The sequence below is a fragment of the Cryobacterium sp. Hz9 genome, from assembly GCF_004402825.1.
In the GTDB taxonomy this organism is placed as follows: Bacteria; Actinomycetota; Actinomycetes; order Actinomycetales; family Microbacteriaceae; genus Cryobacterium; species Cryobacterium gelidum.
Map to the genome: position 1 here is coordinate 71,896 of NZ_SOFC01000001.1, position 16,480 is coordinate 88,375.

The window sequence follows — 16,480 nt, forward strand, 5'->3', positions numbered from 1 at the left end:
GCCGACCTGGTTCCGGCTTGGGCCTAGTCCTGTGCCTTCACGATGAACTCGACAGCGTCGCCGACAGTCTTGAGGTTCTTGACCTCTTCGTCGGGGATCTTCACGTCGAACTTCTCTTCTGCGTTGACGACAATGGTCATCATCGAGATGGAGTCGATGTCCAAGTCGTCGGTGAACGACTTGCCCAGCTCAACCGTGTCGGTTGCGATTCCGGTTTCGTCGTTGATGAGCTCGGCCAGGCCGGTCAGAACTTCTGCGGTGGACAATGCCATGTTATTTCTCCTTGAGGGTGTCTCGGTTGACCGAGACCTAGTTTAGGGGGTGGGTTGGTTAGGGCAGCACAACGACTTGCGCGCCAAACACGAGTCCGGCACCGAAGCCGATCTGCAGCGCGAGTCCGCCGCTGAGCTCTGGATGTTCCTCGAGCAGGCGGTGGGTGGCGAGGGGAATAGACGCCGAGGAGGTGTTGCCAGTCGTGGCGACGTCGCGCGCAATGACAACGGACTCTGGCAACTTGAGCTGCTTGGCAAACTCATCGATGATGCGCATGTTGGCCTGGTGCGGAATGAATGCGGCCAGGTCGGAGCTTTCGATCCCCGCGACTTCGAGGGCTTTCTTGGCGACCTTGGCCATGTCCCAGACGGCCCAGCGAAAGACCGTTTGTCCTTGCTGACGCAGGGTTGGCCAGTCGGCGTCGCCGCGACGGTATCCCTGCAGGGTGTGATTCATGTGAATCGCGTCGGCCTTGGATCCATCCGATCCCCACACGGTGGTGGAGATGCCCGGGTAGTCACTCGGGCCGATGACGACGGCGCCGGCACCGTCGCCGAGCAGGAACGAGATGGTCCGGTCGGCCGGGTCGACGAGGTCAGAGAGCTTCTCCGCGCCGACGACGAGTGCATAGTGCGCAGCCCCCGTGCGTATGAGGGCGTCGGCCTGGGCGATGGCGTAGGCATAGCCGGCGCAGGCTGCATTGATGTCGTAGGCGGCGGCCGGATTGCTGCCAACGCGGTCGGCCAAAACGGCGGCCATTGAGGGTGTCTGGCGGTCGTTGCTGATGGTGGCCACGATCACGGCATCGATGAGTGCCGGGTCGATGCCGCTTTTCTCGATGGCCTCGCGGGCGGCATCCGTTGCCATGTCGACCGCGCCGATGTCCTCGCTGGCACGCGTGCGGGTGATGATGCCGGTGCGCTGCTGGATCCACTCGTCGGAGGAATCAATCGCGGCGACCAGTTCGTCGTTGGGTACGACGAGGTCACCGCGGGCGGCGCCGATCGAGAGGATGCGGGTGTACTGCGACCCGTGGGACTGCTTCAGTGTTGGCTTGGTCATTGTCTCTCTTATCAGATTCAGGACTGCTGGTCGATCATGGCCCAGGCGGCGGGCAGGTCGTCCGGGGTCTTGATAGCGACGGTGGGAACGCCCTTGAGGGCGCGCTTTGCGAGACCGACGAGCGCGCCAGCCGGCGCGACCTCGATGATTCCGGTGACTCCCGCGGCTGCGAAGGCCTCCATGCACCTGTCCCACCGTACCGGCGACGACACCTGGCCGACGAGAAGGTCCACAAATCGGATGCCCTCGGTTACGCGGACTCCGTCACGGTTGGTCCAAATCGGGAGAGTCGGATCGGTGGGGCTGAGCGAGTCGGCGACCACGGTCATCCGTTCAACGGCAGGCTGCATATACCGGGTGTGGAATGCACCCGCAACCTGCAGTGGGATGACCCTGGCGCGATGCGGGGGAGCCGCGGCGAGTTCGGCGAGAGCGTCGAGCGCACCGGCGACGACGATCTGACCACTGCCATTGAAGTTGGCGGGTTCGAGGCCGAGCTCGATCACTCGGGCGAGCAGCTCGGTCTCGTCGGCACCGATCACTGCGCTCATGCCGGTGGGAACGAGGGCGGCGGCGGCCTGCATCGCCACGCCACGCTCTCGGACGAAACGCACCGCATCGGTGGTTTTCAGGATGCCAGCGCCCGCGGCGGCAGTCAGCTCACCGACCGAGTGCCCGGCGATCCCGGAGATGCGGTCTCGCCGGCCATCCGCGAGCAGCGCTTCGAGCGTGAGGATGCCGGCGGCCACGATGAGGGGCTGGGCAATCGCCGTGTCGCGAATGGTGTCGGCATCACTGACCGTGCCGTGAGCGACGAGGTCTAGGTGGACGTCGTCGGAGATATGCCGGAGGCCGGCATGGAAGGCGGGCAGAGCCAGCCAGGGTTCGAGGAATCCGGGAGTTTGGGAGCCCTGACCCGGGCAGACGACAACGATCATCTATTCAGTCTTCCAACCTGATGGCGCAAATGAGTGTACAAATCGCACTGAGTATTCCGGGTTCCTTTGTAGGGTCCTGCAGAAAAACTCCCCGGGACGAATCCCGATTTCTCAACTCGTGGCAGCTGGCGGGATCAATCCTGGCGTTGGCTTGATTCGGAATGCGCCGAACCGATCACCGGTTGGGTCGCAGCTTCGCGGCTCGAGCCACGCCCGCCCCGGTAACGCCACAGGCCCACGCCCACGAGCAGCCCGGCCAGCGCGAGGGACAGCGCGAGGGATTCCCGCGTTTCGGGGACGATCAACATTCCCACGAGCAGGGCGAGGATGCTGAGGATGGCGAACCACGTGAGGTAGGGGAAGACCCACATCCTGAGTGAAAGTGCCCTTGCGGCGTCCGGTCCCATGCGGCGACGCAGGATCAACTGCGAGGCCGCGATCACAAGCCAGACGAACAGGGCAATGGCGCCGGAAGTGTTCACCAGGAACAGGAACACGGTGTCCGGGGCGACGTAGTTGAGGCCGACGGTCACGAACCCCACGATGGTCGACGCGAGCACAGCGCTGCGCGGCACGCCTCTGGCGGAGATCGTTCCCCAGGAGCGGGGAGCGTCGCCGCGCGTCGACAGGGAGAACAGCATACGGCTGGCGGTATAGAGTCCCGAGTTGAGGCAGGACAACACAGAGGTGAGCACGATCACATCCATGATCGTGCCGGCACCGGGAATGCCGTAGAGCTCGATGGCCGCCACATACGGACTCTTTGCTACGGAGGCGCTGTCCCAGGGCAGCAGGGTGACGACAATGGCGATCGAGCCAATGTAGAAGATCAGGATTCGCCACACGGTGGACCGCACCGCCTGGCGAACAGCGGCTACCGGGTTTTGCGATTCCCCCGCGGCGATCGTGGCGATTTCGGCGCCGAAGAAAGAAAAAACCACCACGAGCACTCCGCCGAGCACCGCTCCGGCACCGTTGGGGAAGAATCCGCCGCGATTGGTGAGGTTGTCGAGGCCGGGCGCGGTCACACCGGGCATGAAGCCCAGGATCGCCGCGATCCCGAGGACGAGGAAGACCACAATGGCCGCGACCTTGATCGAGGCAAACCAAAATTCAAACTCCCCGAATGATTTCACCGAGGCCACGTTCGTAAGCGTGAGTAGCACCATGAGCAGGAGGGCCCACACCCATTGATCGACCTCGGGTACCCAGCGATGCACGATCGCCGCGCCCGCAGTTGCTTCGATTCCAAGGACGATGATCCAAAACCAGGCGTAGAGCCAGCCGATGCTGAACCCGGCCCAGCGGCCGAGTGCACGGTCGGCGTAGGTCGAGAACGACCCGGTCTCCGGACTCGCCGCCGCCATCTCGCCGAGCATGCGCATCACCAGGATGACGACAAGGCCAGCGGCGGCGTAGGCCACGAGAATTCCAGGACCGGCCTGCTGGATCGCCGCACCAGAACCAACGAACAGGCCAGCCCCGATGACTCCCGCGATCGCGATCATCGAGAGGTGGCGGGGTTTGAGGCTGCGGGTCAGCTCTCTAGGCTGCGGGGCGACGCTAACGTCGACATCCGGTTCCGCGGCGCCTTCTGTGGCGGATTTCCGGGATGTGGGCATGACACGCTCCAAGTCTGAATAGGGCGGGTCTGATCCCGCGAGACGTGTGACCGCCGTGCCGACGGATGCCGGTGCAGCGACGACACACCATCAGCGACGGCGGGTGGAACCGTCGTGGTCGCTGATCGAGCCGATGATCAGGGCCGATTGCAAAATGAGCGCCTCTCGGGCTCCCGTGGCGTCGTAGCCAATGACTTCGGATACTCGTTTCAGGCGATACCGCACGGTGTTGGGGTGCACGAATAATTCGCGCGCGGTGGCCTCGAGCGAGCGGCCATTGTCGAGATAGCACCACAGGGTGGTGAGCAACTCGGTCGAGTGCGCCTGCAGCGGCCGATAGATGCGATGGATCAGCGTCGCGCGGGCGAGCGGATCCCCGGCGAGGGCGCGCTCGGGGAGCAGATCGTCGGCCTGGACGGGCCGGGGCGCATTCCGCCACGACCGCGCGACGGCGAACCCGGCTAGGGCGGCCTTCGCGCTCTTGGATGCGTCAACGAGATTGGGAACCTCGTGACCGAGCACCAAATGCCCGGGCCCGAATATCGGTTCGAGTTGCATGGCGATCTCCATGAACGTGAGCGCCGCAGCGGTGCCGACGTCTTCGCTGTCCGCCTGGACCGGGCGTGCGCGACCGATCACGAGCACGAGGCGGTTCCCCTGTACGCCGATGAGCACGTCGGCGGCCATATGCCGGGCAGCGCGGCGCAACTGGTCGACGTCGAGCATCTGCGGGGTGGTGCCGACCAGTACGCAGACTTCACCGTGGCCATGCCAGCCGAGAGCCGCAATTCGGCTTGGCAGTTCGTCGTCGTATTCCCCACTGAGAATAGAGTCAACGACGAGAGCTTCCAACCGCGCGTCCCAGAGGCCGCGTGCCTCGGCAGCACGAGCATAGACATCTGCTGCCCCGAAGGCGATCTCTCGCGAATAGAGCAGAATCGCTTCGCGCAGCGCCTCGCCGCCGTCCTTGACGCGTTCCTCGACGACCTCAACCGTCACGCGGATGAGCTGCAGCGTCTGCTGCAGACTCACCGAGCGCAGCAACTCTCGCGGGGCAGCACCGAAGACGTCCGCGGCGATCCACGGCGTTGACCGTGGATCGTCAAACCAGGAGATGAAACTTGTGATCCCGGCCTGGGCGACCAGGCCGACGGCTGACCGCCGCCCTGGTGGCATATCGCCATACCAGGACAGCGTGTCTTCGAGTCGTTTGAGCGTCTGGGTCGACAGCTCACCAGAAATGGTGCGCAGCCAGTTGAGGGTCTGTTCCTTCGTTTTGGGCGCCGGTGCCACGGTTTCTTAGCTCTCGCCCCCGGCAGAGCCGGTGGTGCCCGCGCTTACATCGTGCAGGCGATACTTGGTGATCGCCTGGCCGGCGAGGCTGCGGTCTACTTCGCCGCGACGGGCGAGCAGCTCCAGAGTGCGCACGACCATCGACGGACCGTCGATCTTGAAGAATCGGCGTGCGGCCGGGCGGGTGTCCGAGAAGCCGAAGCTGTCGGCACCGAGCGTCGCGAAGTCGCTCGGAACAAACTGTCGGATCTGGTCCGGAACGGCGTGCATGAAGTCAGACACTGCGACGAAGGGGCCGGCAGCACCTTCGAGCTTCGTGGTGACGTACGGGATGCGGGGCACGGCGTCGGGATTAAGGAAGTTGTGCTCCTCGGCGGCCAGACCATCGCGGCGCAGTTCGGTCCACGAGGTGACCGACCAGACGTCGGCCGAGACGCCCCAGTCGTCGGCGAGGAGCTGCTGGGCCTCCAGTGCCCACGGTACGGCAACGCCGGAGGCGAGCAATTGTGCCTTCGGTCCGCTCGCAGCGGACTCACTCACCCGGTGGATGCCGTGCAGGATGCCGTCCACATCAACGTCAGCGGGCTCGACCGGCTGCACGGCCGGCTCGTTGTAGACCGTCACGTAGTACATGACGTTCGGGTCTGTGTGGGTGCCGCCATACATGCGCTCGAGTCCGGCGCGCACTATGTGGCCGATCTCATAGCCGTATGCCGGGTCGTAGAAGACGACGGCCGGGTTGGTCGACGCCAGCAACGGTGAGTGACCGTCGGCGTGCTGCAGACCTTCCCCGGTCAGCGTCGTGCGACCGGCCGTGGCACCGACGATGAACCCGCGGCTCATCTGGTCACCGGCGGCCCACAAAGCGTCTCCGGTGCGCTGGAAACCGAACATGGAGTAGAACACGTAGATCGGAATGAGCGGTTCGCCCTGCGTGGAATAGGACGTGCCCACGTTGGTGAAAGCTGCGGCGGCGCCGGCCTCGTTGATGCCGACATGCAGAATCTGGCCCTGCGGGCTCTCCTTGTAGGCCAGCAGCTGGGCGTGGTCGACCGAGGTGTAGTGCTGCCCGTTGGGGTTGTAGATCTTCGCGTTCGGGAAGAACGCGTCGATGCCGAAGGTGCGAGCCTCGTCGGGGATGATCGGAACGATGCGGTTTCCGAAGTCCTTGGCGCGCAACAGCTCCTTGAGCAGTCGCACGAACGCCATGGTCGTGGCGATCTCCTGCGTTCCGGACCCTTTCTTGGCGACCGCGTAGGTCTCATCTCCGGGCAAGTTGAGCTTGGTGTGTGTGGTGCGTCGCTCTGGCAGGTAGCCGCCGAGCGCACGCCGACGCTCGTGCATATACTCGATCGCCTCGTCCTTGTCGCCGGGGGTGTAGTAGGGCGGCAAGTAGGGGTTTTCCTCGAGCTGGGCATCCGTGATCGGCACGTGCATGCTGTCACGGAACGACTTGAGGTTGTCGAGGGTCATCTTCTTCATCTGGTGGGTCGCGTTGCGGCCTTCGAAACTGGGACCGAGGCCGTAGCCCTTGACCGTTTTCGCCAGGATGACGGTCGGCTGGCCGGTGTGCTCCGACGCGGCCTTGAATGCGGCGTAGACCTTGCGGTAGTCGTGTCCACCGCGCTTGAGGTTCCAGACCTCGTCATCGCTGAGGTGCTCGACGAGCGCCCGCGCACGCGGGTCGCGTCCGAAGAAATTCTCGCGCACGTAGGCGCCACTTTCGGCTTTGTACGTCTGGTAATCACCGTCGGGCGTGACGTTCATCAGGTTGATCAGGGCGCCGTCTACGTCGTTCTTGAGGAGGCTGTCCCACTCCCGACCCCAGACCACCTTGATGACGTTCCAGCCAGCACCGCGGAAGAAGCTTTCGAGCTCCTGGATGATCTTGCCGTTACCGCGCACCGGGCCGTCGAGGCGCTGAAGGTTGCAGTTGATGACGAAGTTGAGGTTGTCGAGGCCCTCGTTGGCCGCGACCTGCAACTGGCCGCGGCTTTCCACCTCATCCATTTCACCGTCGCCGAGGAATGCCCAGACCTGCTGGTCGCTGGCATCCTTGATGCCCCGGTGGGTCAGGTAGCGGTTGAGCTGCGCCTGATAGATCGCGTTGATCGGGCCGAGACCCATGGAGACGGTGGGAAACTGCCAGAATTCCGGCATGAGGCGCGGGTGCGGATATGAAGAGATGCCATGAGGAGCGTGCGATTTTTCCTGACGGAAACCGTCAAGCTGGTTCTCTGTCAGCCGGCCCTCGAGGAAGGCGCGCGCGTAGGTGCCGGGGGAGGCATGACCCTGAATGAAAATCTGGTCGCCACCGCCCGGGTGGTCCTGACCTCGGAAGAAGTGGTTGAAACCAACTTCATACAGGGCAGCGGATGACGCGTAGGTGGAGATATGGCCACCAACGGCGATGCCGGGGCGCTGAGCGCGGTGCACCAGAACGGCAGCGTTCCAGCGAATCCAGGCGCGGTAGCGGCGCTCTATGTCTTCGTCGCCGGGAAAATCGGGTTCGTTCTCCGGCGCAATGGTGTTGATGTAGTCCGTTGTCGGAACCATGGGAACGCCCAGATGCAGCTCTTTCGACCGCTTCAACAGGCTGAGCATGATCTCGCGTCCGCGTTCGTGGCCGTGTTCGGCAACGAGCGAATCGAGGGATTGCGACCACTCCGCAGTTTCCTCCGGATCGGAGTCGGCGTTGTTCGTCGAGTATGGGTCCTGGTCGTTGACCGTCACAGTCGACCTCTCTCTGGGGTTCGTGCAGCGATGGTGCTCCGCGGTGACATGGTGCGGCGCCACGGTGGCACGTGCCGTAAATGAGCAGGTTGGATTGCAACCAGCGGCACGACGTAAGCCTACAGATTTCGCCCGTTGTCCGCGTACGGGTGCCCGCCGCCGACAAGCTGCGGGTTTTGTGACTTCGCGCACATTGCCGGGCTAGAGTATGTCACCGGCCCAACCGCGCGCCACCGCAGCACTAGGAAAGGAGCCCATATGGCTCTCGAGAACGACACCCAGGCACCCGACTTCAAGCTCATCAACCAGTTCGGCGAAAGCGTGCAGCTCAGCCAATACCGGGGAGTGAAATCTGTCGCGCTGGTCTTCTTCCCCCTCGCCTTTTCGGGAATATGCAGTGGCGAACTCTGCGAACTGCGCGACAACCTGTCTCTGTTCGAGGACGGCGGCGTCGAACTCATCGGAATTTCGGTCGACTCGCGACACGCCCTGCGTGCCTTCGGCGAGCAGGAAAAATACACCTTCAACCTGGTTGCGGACTTTTGGCCCCACGGCGCGGTCGCAAAAGAATACGGCGTCTTTCTCGAGGAGAAGGGTTTCGCCAACCGTGCGACATTCTTGATCGATCCGAGCGGCATTATTCGCGCCAGTTTCATCACCGCCCCGGGTGAAGCGCGATCGATCGACGCCTACCGAGCCGCACTCGGGCAACTCACACCGGTCCTCTGAACTCGATGGGTCGCCAAACGCGCGCCGAGTCTGTCCTATACTGAGTGAACCCACGACCGACGCGTCGCCGGGGCCTTTAGCTCAGTTGGTAGAGCGCCACGTTTACACCGTGGATGTCATCGGTTCGAGCCCGGTAGGGCCCACAAGTAAAATGCCTGATCAGAGAAACCATCTGAGGTACCGCCTCGCAGAGTCGGCTCACAAATCGACCTGTCAGTTGGTTAGGCGTCGGTGCGCGTGCGCCACAACAGCAACGTGCCCGATCTCGTGCGTCAGATCAGCGACACGCTCGCACCGACCAGGGGTCGTCTGGTCTTCAACGGCTTCCCGACGGGAGTTTCGGTTGTCATGGGCTCAGCACCACGACACGATACCCCGTCACATGGACGGCGCCCTGGTGCTGCCCCGCTGACCCGGCGAGGCGAGATGGCCCGCCGCGTCCTACGGCGCCACCGGGACGCACGAAATCGCTCCTGAGGGGGTTCTCAGGAGCGATTTCGTGTGGGTAATTCAGATCAGGCTGTCGGCTCAGTTGCCCGTGTATCGGAAGATGTAGAGCCCGAAATCACGGTCGCTGGCCGCAACGTATTCGACGCCGTTGTTCTCGAACACGTCCACACCCCAGAAGTTGTTGCCGCCCTCGTCAATGAAGCGACCGGTCTCGACGAGTTTGTCGTCGATGATTTTGGTCACTCGAAATCCTCCCGCGTAATACGAGAAGTACGCCAGGTCGGCCCGCTGTTTGGACGTGGCCACCTCGTGAACCGAGAGGTCGCCGAAGCCCACAGCGTAGGCCGGGTCCATGGCTTCGGGAATTGCATAGGTGTCCAGCTCGGACATCTTTCCCGTCGAGTTGTCGAAGAGGTGCACATAACCCCAACCGTCGAAGAACGCGCGCAAGGAAACGAGGTCTCCGACGGCGCCCAGACTCAGGCCGGGAATCAGGCTGGCAGCACCGGCGAGGCAGGCCGCGTTATCGTAGGAGGCCTCGAGGTCGAAGAAACCGAATCCGGTTTGACGGTCGACCGAAGAGGTCGGGATGTTGCCGGCGACGCTCATCCCGAACGCGCCGCATCCGTCGGTACCCTCGCGGTTGATGATGACGATTCCGTCATAGCCGCCAGCCGCTTCAACGTTCGCCACCTTCTCGGTGAATGCGCAGAGACCACGGGTGACGATCGCGATCTGGCTGCCGCTTGCGGTGACCGCCGCCGGTGGCACAACCGGATCACCGGAACATGCTTGTCCCGCGTAGACGGCATCACCGGTCAGCGACTCCCCGCCTTGCAGCTGCGGTGTGTCGCTGCCCTGCGAGATCTGAAACGGTGTCGCGGAGTCATCCGTGGTGCCCTCCGCGCCGTTGGGCGCGAAGTCCTCGTCGGCACCGATTACGAACCTGTTGTCGAGGGTGAACTCGCCCTGGTGGCCGTTGCCTTCAGGCTTCTCGATCAGGCCTGCCGACTCCTGAAGCTGCGGGTCGGGGTTGGCGAAGTCCGTATCGCCGACATAGATCGGGTTGTGCACGTCGGTCATGTCGACGGTGACGTATCCAGCGTCCCAGTAGGACAACAGCATCACCTGTTTTCCGGCGATCTGCTTGACGACGAGGTCGTGGAGAAACACCTCGGTCAGATTCGACGGTGCGTTCTGGAGGATCTGCGGGAAGGTCTTGTCCAGATCGTATTCGGCGGTAAGGAACGGCTTCTTCGGGTTGGTGATGTCCATGATGTCGACATCGGTGCCCTCTTCGTTGTCAACGATGACCGCGTACGCCTTGTCGCCGGCATCCCAGGCGAAGACGCTGTGGGTCTGGTTGGAGGTCTTCTTGCCCTGACCATCGGCTGTTGAATCGCCAATGCCCACGGCGAGTGGTGTGGGGTGCTCGGGATTCGTCACGTCATAGAGATTCATGCCGCCGAACCCTGCTTTGTCCTTGCACTTCTCGTTATTGGTGACGAGCACGTCGCCGGTAAAGGCTGGCGTATCGAGTTGAAGGGCCTGGACACCCTCGCCCGGGTAGCTGCCCTCCTTGGACTGGATAAACGCGACCTCCTTCGGCTTCGCGGGGTCCTTGATATCCACGACGTGCACCCCGTTGTAGGTGCACGACACGACGCCCCACGCAGCAAGGTAGGCATAGTCCTTGAAGACGCCCACATCGGCGATCTTCTCGGGCACCGCGTTCTTCATCTTCAGTTTGGAGACTACGTTGACATTGGACTGTGTTGCCGGCAGATGACCGGCCGTTCCGCCGTGCTGGTGGGCGTCGCGAGCGCCGTCGGCGGTCGATAGCGCGCCGTCGTCCCCGGGCCGGGCCGATGCAACGGATGTTGTGGCGAGGATCAACGCTGCGACGGACACCAGCGTCAGTCCAGCGCGAATGGCAGGTGATTTGACCATGACACTCCTTCGGTGCGGAATTTAAATCGAATGTTCGAACCGTAGTCCGCCCTTACACGCTTTGGCAAGGAAGTACAAATCGACCAGGATGTGGCCGCCACGGCGACGCGGTGCGCATGCGTCGCCATGGCCTACCCCTCGCGGTGGCCTTCGAACCGAATTCTCTGTCGGGCGATGAACTGCGCCTCGCGGAAATCACCCCCTCGCCGCGGGCCGTGTGCATCGAGCGCAATGGGGACACTTTTGGAGGTCTTGGCTATGGACGGCGAGGGACCATGGCGGGTGATTCTCTACGATCCGACGCGCATCGTGCAGGCGCTTCGTTTTGTTCGAGCGTAGCTTCCGGTCGACGATGTGTGCTCGCTGCCGTGCGTGCGGCTGGATGCCCTGAACCGGCGCGGGCGTTAGACCGCGGGGTTACACGTGCGCCGGGACTCGTGGTGCCAGCGGCACAGGGTTTCGATCCACTCCTGTGACCAATCAATCGTGCCCGGGGTGCGGCTGCAGCGCTCACAGGTGGTTGGAGAGCGCGTCTGTGCTCGGGACACAGCTTCGCGGGTTGCGAGGGCGCGGGCTGTCACGCTGTCGGCGGGTTCGAGTGGGACTCGGTACTCACCGCATTTCTGCCGGACGCTTGATAATCGCAAGCGTGGGTCAACGGACAGCAGGACGGCCGAGAGCGCGACCAGAACCCGTGGGGGAAAGTCCTATGGACTCTTGAATTCTGTGGCCTCTTGAGGGCCTGACGCCCTCGGTCCGCGGGAGCCCCGGGTCACGACCAGCGGCACCGCCGGTGTTCGGTGCCGCCGAGCTCGTAATGCTCGGCTAGTGCTGCGTACAGGCAGAACAAATCTGCTGGGTGTTTTGAGTTGTTGAGGCCTTGGTGTTCCAGCAGCAGGATTCGCCACAATCCCGGATTTTCGGGCAAGTTACCGCAAATGCGCAGTCTCTCGCGAGCCCGTGTTCTTGCGGATCCTCATTGAGTTTGTGTGCGACCGGACTTTTACACCGTGGATGTCATCGGTTCGAGCCCGGTAGGGCCCACATTGAGTTCGCTCCGTCGCCTGAATCAGACGGGTCCGGCGTCTTCCGTCGGTCGCATCGGCTCAACATGCGAGATCGCCGAGATTCCATTGCTTTGGGGTAGACCCGGCATATACTGTTACGGCGACCCCGGACCCTGGACGCACGTGACATTTCCGTGAGCTTTGGAGGGGCGACCATGAAACGCATATTTTACCCGGGCGGTTCCGTAGTGACAGGCAGCGATCTCGCTGATGCCGTATTGCTCTATGCCGAGGCACTCTGCAACCGTCGCCAAGTCGATGTCGTGGACATCCCCGTGATGGGTGACGAGGGGTGCCTCCTGCGCGCTCAGTTTTTGATCGGGTCGGCGAGCCAGCTGATGAGTGTGACCGCCGAGAGCCTGTCGCCGGAACTGATCGAACCGGAAACCACGGATTTTCTGCACCGCAAAGCCCAAACCGGTGCCATGATCCCTGCGGCCTGGACCAGGGAAGAGTCGGCCACCGTGCTGCTCGACGACTACGACTTCTGACACATTTACTGGCGGGCGCCGGGCATCGGGTTGCACCGTGTCCGGCGAAGTCCCGACGCCGGTCTCCCGGTAGGCTAATCGAGTGCCATTCTCGCTAGCAGACGTTACCCGCGTCGCCCACACCCTGTGGCCCCTGGACGGTGCCGAGGACTGGGACAGTCCGGGCCTGATCAGTGGCGATCCGTCGCAGCCGATTCGCACTATCCATCTTGCTGTCGACGCCGTCGCCCTCACCGTTCACGAGGCGATCACGAGCGGATCCGACCTGCTCCTGACGCATCATCCCCTTCTCCTTCGCGGTATAACGAGCGTTGCCGAAGATCGCTACAAGGGCGCGCTTCTCAGTCGGCTGATCCGGGCCGAATGCGCGCTGCTGGCCGCGCATACCAACGCTGACGTCGTTGCTGATGGGGTGTCCGACATTATCGCCACCCGACTTGGTCTGTTCGATACAGCCCCCATCACCAACAGCACCGCGCCCGGCACCGGCATCGGCCGTGTCGGTCGACTTGCACACCCGACGACCCTCGGACATCTCGCGCATACCCTGCTGGCATTATTGCCGGCGACGGCGTCGGGAGTGCGTGTCGCCGGCGACTACTCCACACCGGTCACCACTGTCGCCCTCTGCGGCGGCGCGGGCGACTCGTTGTTGCGTCAGCCCAAGGTACTCACGGCGGATGTCTTCATCACCTCCGACCTGCGCCATCACCCGGCCTCCGAGGCTCGCGAGCAGGCGCTCTGTACGGGCGGTCCCGCGCTCATGGATGTGTCGCACTGGGCCAGCGAATGGCTCTGGCTGGAACCGGCCGCGGCGCAGTTGCGTGAGGCGCTGCCGGGGATGGTGGTCACAGTGAGCGAGCTGAATACCGACCCGTGGGACTTCGCGGTCGTGCACTGATCTCCGAGTCCCCCATTTTCCCGCACTCCATCTCACTTCCAGCGTTAGGTCAGGACATCGTGAAGGCATCACCACTCCAGCAGAAGGAACTTCTGCGGCTTCAGGCCCTCGACATCAAGGTTCTTCAGCTCAGCCACCAGTCAAAGTCGCTCGTTCAGCACACCGAGCTGGCCTCGCTCAATCGTGAGGCGGAAGCCAGCCGCATGAAGCTGCTCGGTCGGTCGGGCGAACTCGACGATGTGCGCACCGAATTGGGACGCATTGAGAGCGACGTCGAGGTCGTTGAGAAGCGCATCGCCCGCGATACAGACCGTCTGCAGCACACCTCCTCGATCAAGGACATCCAGGCTCTGGACTCTGAAATCGCCTCGCTCAAGAAACGCCTGTTTGATCTCGAAGAGATCGAGATCGCTGTTTTGGAGCGTCAGGAAGAGCACGAAGCGGCCGTCGCCGTAGTGGAAAAGGAACGTGCTGCCATCGTCGACCGAGTGAAATTGACCGAGTCCGCGCGCGACGAGGTGCTGGTAGACCTCACGCGTCAGCTCGACGAACTCGTTCGAGACCGTGCCACCGTGGCCGCAACCATCCCCGAAGACCTCGCGACACTGTACGAGCGCCTGCGCATCACTGGCCACGGCAACGCCGCAGCCCTGCTTCGGGCCCGTACCTGCAGCGGATGCACGATGACCCTGACCGGGAGCGACCTCGCTGATGCCCGCCAGGCGCCGACCGACGACGTCATCTTCTGCCCCGACTGTGGCGCCGTACTGGTGCGCACCGAAGAGTCGGGAATCTAACCCGGGTTCAGCGCTGTCTTGCCCGCCCTGTAGACTTATTCTTCGGAATGGGTCGGCAAGACGGTCGCGTCATTCGTTTGATCTTCGGGCCAAGCGGATGCCGAGGAACGTCCGGGCTCCACAGAGCAGGATGGTGGGTAACACCCACCCGGGGCAACCCGCGAGACAGTGCCACAGAAAGTAGACCGCCACGACGTCGAGCCTTCGGGCCCGGCTGGTGGTAAGGGTGAAACGGTGGTGTAAGAGACCACCAGAGGCCAGGGTGACCTGGTCGGCTTGGTAAACCTCGTCCGGAGCAAGGTCAGACAGAAAGCGTTGAGGCGGCTCGCCGAGCTTTCGGGTAGACCGCTAGAGGGCTGCGGCAACGTAGTCACGAGATAGATGGCCGTCGACGGTGTGCAAACACCTGGACAGAACCCGGCGTACTAGCTGGCCCATTCCACCCCGTAATGCCTTTGACGCCACACGCCACACGCCGCACACCGGGCCAGCCGGGCCGGGGCGTTTGAATCAGCCGGGAAACCGGGCTGCCAAAGCCGCTGCGCCGAGAATTCCGGCGTTATTGCGATGCACCGCGGGGATGATCCGCGTCCTCAGATTGAGCAGGGGCAGAAAGTTCTCGTGGTGCTTGGATACACCGCCGCCAACGATGAACAGATCGGGGGAGAAGAGCCGTTCCAGCGTCGAGTAATACTTTTGCAGGCGTGTGGCCCACTTTTCCCAGCTGAGGTCCTCACGCTCCTTGGCGGAGTAGGCCGCGCGAGTCTCGTAATCCTGGCCGTCAATCTCGAGGTGTCCCAGTTCTGTGTTGGGCACCAGGACGCCGTCGTTGATCAGTGCCGAGCCGATGCCGGTGCCGAGGGTGGTCAGCAGGACGACGCCGGCTACGCCCCTGGCCGCACCGAATTGTGATTCCGCGTAACCGGCGGCATCCGCGTCGTTGACGAAGTGAATCGGCAGATCGAGAGCCTTTTCAAAGAGGGCTTCGGCGGCCAGGCCAATCCACTTCGACGATACGTTCGCCGCCGACATGGTGTGTCCGTTCTTCACGACGGCGGGAAAGCAGACGCCGACCGGCAGCTCGCCGACGTCCTTCGAGACGGTGTCGAGCAGGGTGCGGGTGGTCTCGACAATGTCCTGCGGCCGACCGCCCTTGGGCGTGGGCAGCTTCACCCGTTCGGAGAGGAGCGCGCCGGTCGACAGGTCGACCACCGCTCCTTTGATTCCCGTGCCGCCGATGTCGATGCCGATTGCCGTCGTTGCAGTCATGACTTGACCCTATCTGTAAGAGAAAGTCGGTCAGGCCAGGGTCAGGATCTCGGCGCCGCGCTCGGTCACCACGAGGGTGTGTTCAAACTGCGCGGTCACGCTATGGTCACGGGTGAGCACCGTCCAGTCATCGCTCCAGATATCCCAATCGCTCGTTCCGAGGGTGAGCATCGGCTCGATGGTGAAGACCATCCCGACCTCCATGACCGTGTTGTACTGTGGCGCGTCGTAGTGCGGAATGATGAGACCGGAGTGGAAAGCCTCGCCGACGCCGTGGCCGGTGTAGTCGCGCACGACACCGTAATCGAACCGTTTGGCATAGGACTCGATGGCGCGTCCGATGACGTTGACCTCGCGACCGGGGGCGACAGCTTTGATACCCCGGGTGAGCGCCTCCCGGGTTCGTTCGACCAGCAGTGTCACCTCCGCGCTGGCGTCGCCGACGATGAACGTCACGTTGGTGTCGCCGTGCACACCGTGCTTGTACGCCGTGATGTCGATGTTGACGATGTCACCATTGTCGAGCACCGTATTGTCGGGGATTCCGTGGCAGATGACCTCATTCACCGAACTGCACAACGACTTGGGGTAGCCGCGGTAACCGAGTGTGGAGGGGTAGGCGTCGTTGGCCACGAGGTAGTCGTGACCGATCTGGTCCAGCTCCTCGGTTGTGACGCCGGGAACAATTGCCCGTCCCACAGCGGCAATGGCCTCGGCAGCGATGCGACCGGACTCCCGAATGAGATCGATCTTCTCGCTCGAGTAGACGTCCGAGCCGGTAAAGGTGCTCGGGCCCTTCTTGCCCACATACTCCGGGCGAACGATGTGTGACGGAACGAAACGGGTCGATGACACCGTTCCCGGGATGAGGTGACCAGTTGAATCCTTAGGCATAGGATCAAGCT

General features: G+C 63.1%; 13 protein-coding genes, 1 tRNA gene and 1 other RNA gene. 6 read left to right on the plus strand and 9 right to left on the minus strand.

The genetic code is table 11. The features are described from left to right. Positions 1-23: 23 nt before the first annotated feature. From E3N85_RS00320 to aceE, 6 genes are all read right to left on the minus strand, one after another. Entirely contained in the window at positions 24-272 is a 249-nt protein-coding gene (locus E3N85_RS00320) for an acyl carrier protein (protein ID WP_104129202.1), read from the minus strand. Between the two features lie 58 nt (positions 273-330). Continuing rightward, positions 331-1,335, minus strand: coding sequence for a beta-ketoacyl-ACP synthase III (locus tag E3N85_RS00325; RefSeq protein ID WP_134458254.1), 1,005 nt, complete (start codon positions 1,333-1,335; stop codon positions 331-333). A gap of 17 nt (positions 1,336-1,352) precedes the next feature. Further along, positions 1,353-2,273, minus strand: a complete 921-nt coding sequence (locus E3N85_RS00330; protein WP_134458256.1) for an ACP S-malonyltransferase — start codon at positions 2,271-2,273, stop codon at positions 1,353-1,355. 134 nt (positions 2,274-2,407) lie between these two features. After that, positions 2,408-3,895 (minus strand): amino acid permease, encoded by a 1,488-nt coding sequence (locus E3N85_RS00335; RefSeq protein ID WP_134458258.1) that lies wholly within the window; start codon positions 3,893-3,895, stop codon positions 2,408-2,410. Between the two features lie 90 nt (positions 3,896-3,985). Continuing rightward, positions 3,986-5,188: a CdaR family transcriptional regulator gene (locus tag E3N85_RS00340; protein ID WP_241978230.1), complete on the minus strand. Its 1,203-nt coding sequence runs from the start codon at positions 5,186-5,188 to the stop codon at positions 3,986-3,988. Between the two features lie 6 nt (positions 5,189-5,194). After that, positions 5,195-7,921: a pyruvate dehydrogenase (acetyl-transferring), homodimeric type gene (gene aceE, locus E3N85_RS00345; RefSeq protein WP_134458260.1), complete on the minus strand. Its 2,727-nt coding sequence runs from the start codon at positions 7,919-7,921 to the stop codon at positions 5,195-5,197. A gap of 258 nt (positions 7,922-8,179) precedes the next feature. On the opposite strand from aceE, the gene E3N85_RS00350 reads away from it, so the two are divergent. Together E3N85_RS00350 and E3N85_RS00355 are read left to right on the plus strand one after the other, a co-directional pair. Next, on the plus strand, positions 8,180-8,650 hold the full coding sequence (locus E3N85_RS00350; protein WP_134458263.1) for a peroxiredoxin: 471 nt from the start codon (positions 8,180-8,182) through the stop codon (positions 8,648-8,650). A gap of 70 nt (positions 8,651-8,720) precedes the next feature. Then, positions 8,721-8,793: transfer RNA gene (locus tag E3N85_RS00355), tRNA-Val, on the plus strand. Between the two features lie 385 nt (positions 8,794-9,178). Here E3N85_RS00355 and E3N85_RS00360 read toward each other — a convergent pair. Next, positions 9,179-11,050, minus strand: coding sequence for a PA domain-containing protein (locus E3N85_RS00360; protein ID WP_134458265.1), 1,872 nt, complete (start codon positions 11,048-11,050; stop codon positions 9,179-9,181). Positions 11,051-12,272: 1,222 nt separating this feature from the next. Here E3N85_RS00360 and E3N85_RS00365 point away from each other — a divergent pair. From E3N85_RS00365 to rnpB, 4 genes are all read left to right on the plus strand, one after another. Continuing rightward, entirely contained in the window at positions 12,273-12,608 is a 336-nt protein-coding gene (locus E3N85_RS00365) for a hypothetical protein (protein ID WP_134458267.1), read from the plus strand. A gap of 82 nt (positions 12,609-12,690) precedes the next feature. Further along, complete coding sequence (locus tag E3N85_RS00370; protein ID WP_134458269.1) at positions 12,691-13,509, plus strand: Nif3-like dinuclear metal center hexameric protein; 819 nt, start codon at positions 12,691-12,693, stop codon at positions 13,507-13,509. 59 nt (positions 13,510-13,568) lie between these two features. Continuing rightward, positions 13,569-14,306 carry a zinc ribbon domain-containing protein gene (locus tag E3N85_RS00375; protein WP_134458271.1) on the plus strand — a complete coding sequence of 246 codons (738 nt, stop codon included), beginning with the start codon at positions 13,569-13,571 and terminating at the stop codon, positions 14,304-14,306. Positions 14,307-14,354: 48 nt separating this feature from the next. Then, positions 14,355-14,747, plus strand: an RNA gene (gene rnpB / locus E3N85_RS00380) — RNase P RNA component class A. Positions 14,748-14,816: 69 nt separating this feature from the next. Here the strand turns inward: rnpB and ppgK are convergent. After that, positions 14,817-15,575, minus strand: coding sequence for a polyphosphate--glucose phosphotransferase (ppgK, locus tag E3N85_RS00385; RefSeq protein ID WP_134458273.1), 759 nt, complete (start codon positions 15,573-15,575; stop codon positions 14,817-14,819). Positions 15,576-15,605: 30 nt separating this feature from the next. Then, on the minus strand, positions 15,606-16,469 hold the full coding sequence (gene map, locus E3N85_RS00390) for a type I methionyl aminopeptidase (RefSeq protein WP_134458275.1): 864 nt from the start codon (positions 16,467-16,469) through the stop codon (positions 15,606-15,608). Positions 16,470-16,480: the final 11 nt, after the last annotated feature.

Excerpts from the sequence above, each read along its gene's own strand:
- E3N85_RS00320 (WP_104129202.1), bottom strand. The coding sequence starts at position 272 with ATGGCATTGTCCACCGCAGAAGTTCTGACCGGCCTGGCCGAGCTCATC.
- E3N85_RS00325 (WP_134458254.1), bottom strand. The coding sequence starts at position 1,335 with ATGACCAAGCCAACACTGAAGCAGTCCCACGGGTCGCAGTACACCCGC.
- E3N85_RS00330 (WP_134458256.1), bottom strand. The coding sequence starts at position 2,273 with ATGATCGTTGTCGTCTGCCCGGGTCAGGGCTCCCAAACTCCCGGATTC.
- E3N85_RS00335 (WP_134458258.1), bottom strand. The coding sequence starts at position 3,895 with ATGCCCACATCCCGGAAATCCGCCACAGAAGGCGCCGCGGAACCGGAT.
- E3N85_RS00350 (WP_134458263.1), top strand. The coding sequence starts at position 8,180 with ATGGCTCTCGAGAACGACACCCAGGCACCCGACTTCAAGCTCATCAAC.
- E3N85_RS00360 (WP_134458265.1), bottom strand. The coding sequence starts at position 11,050 with ATGGTCAAATCACCTGCCATTCGCGCTGGACTGACGCTGGTGTCCGTC.
- E3N85_RS00365 (WP_134458267.1), top strand. The coding sequence starts at position 12,273 with ATGAAACGCATATTTTACCCGGGCGGTTCCGTAGTGACAGGCAGCGAT.
- ppgK (WP_134458273.1), bottom strand. The coding sequence starts at position 15,575 with ATGACTGCAACGACGGCAATCGGCATCGACATCGGCGGCACGGGAATC.
- map (WP_134458275.1), bottom strand. The coding sequence starts at position 16,469 with ATGCCTAAGGATTCAACTGGTCACCTCATCCCGGGAACGGTGTCATCG.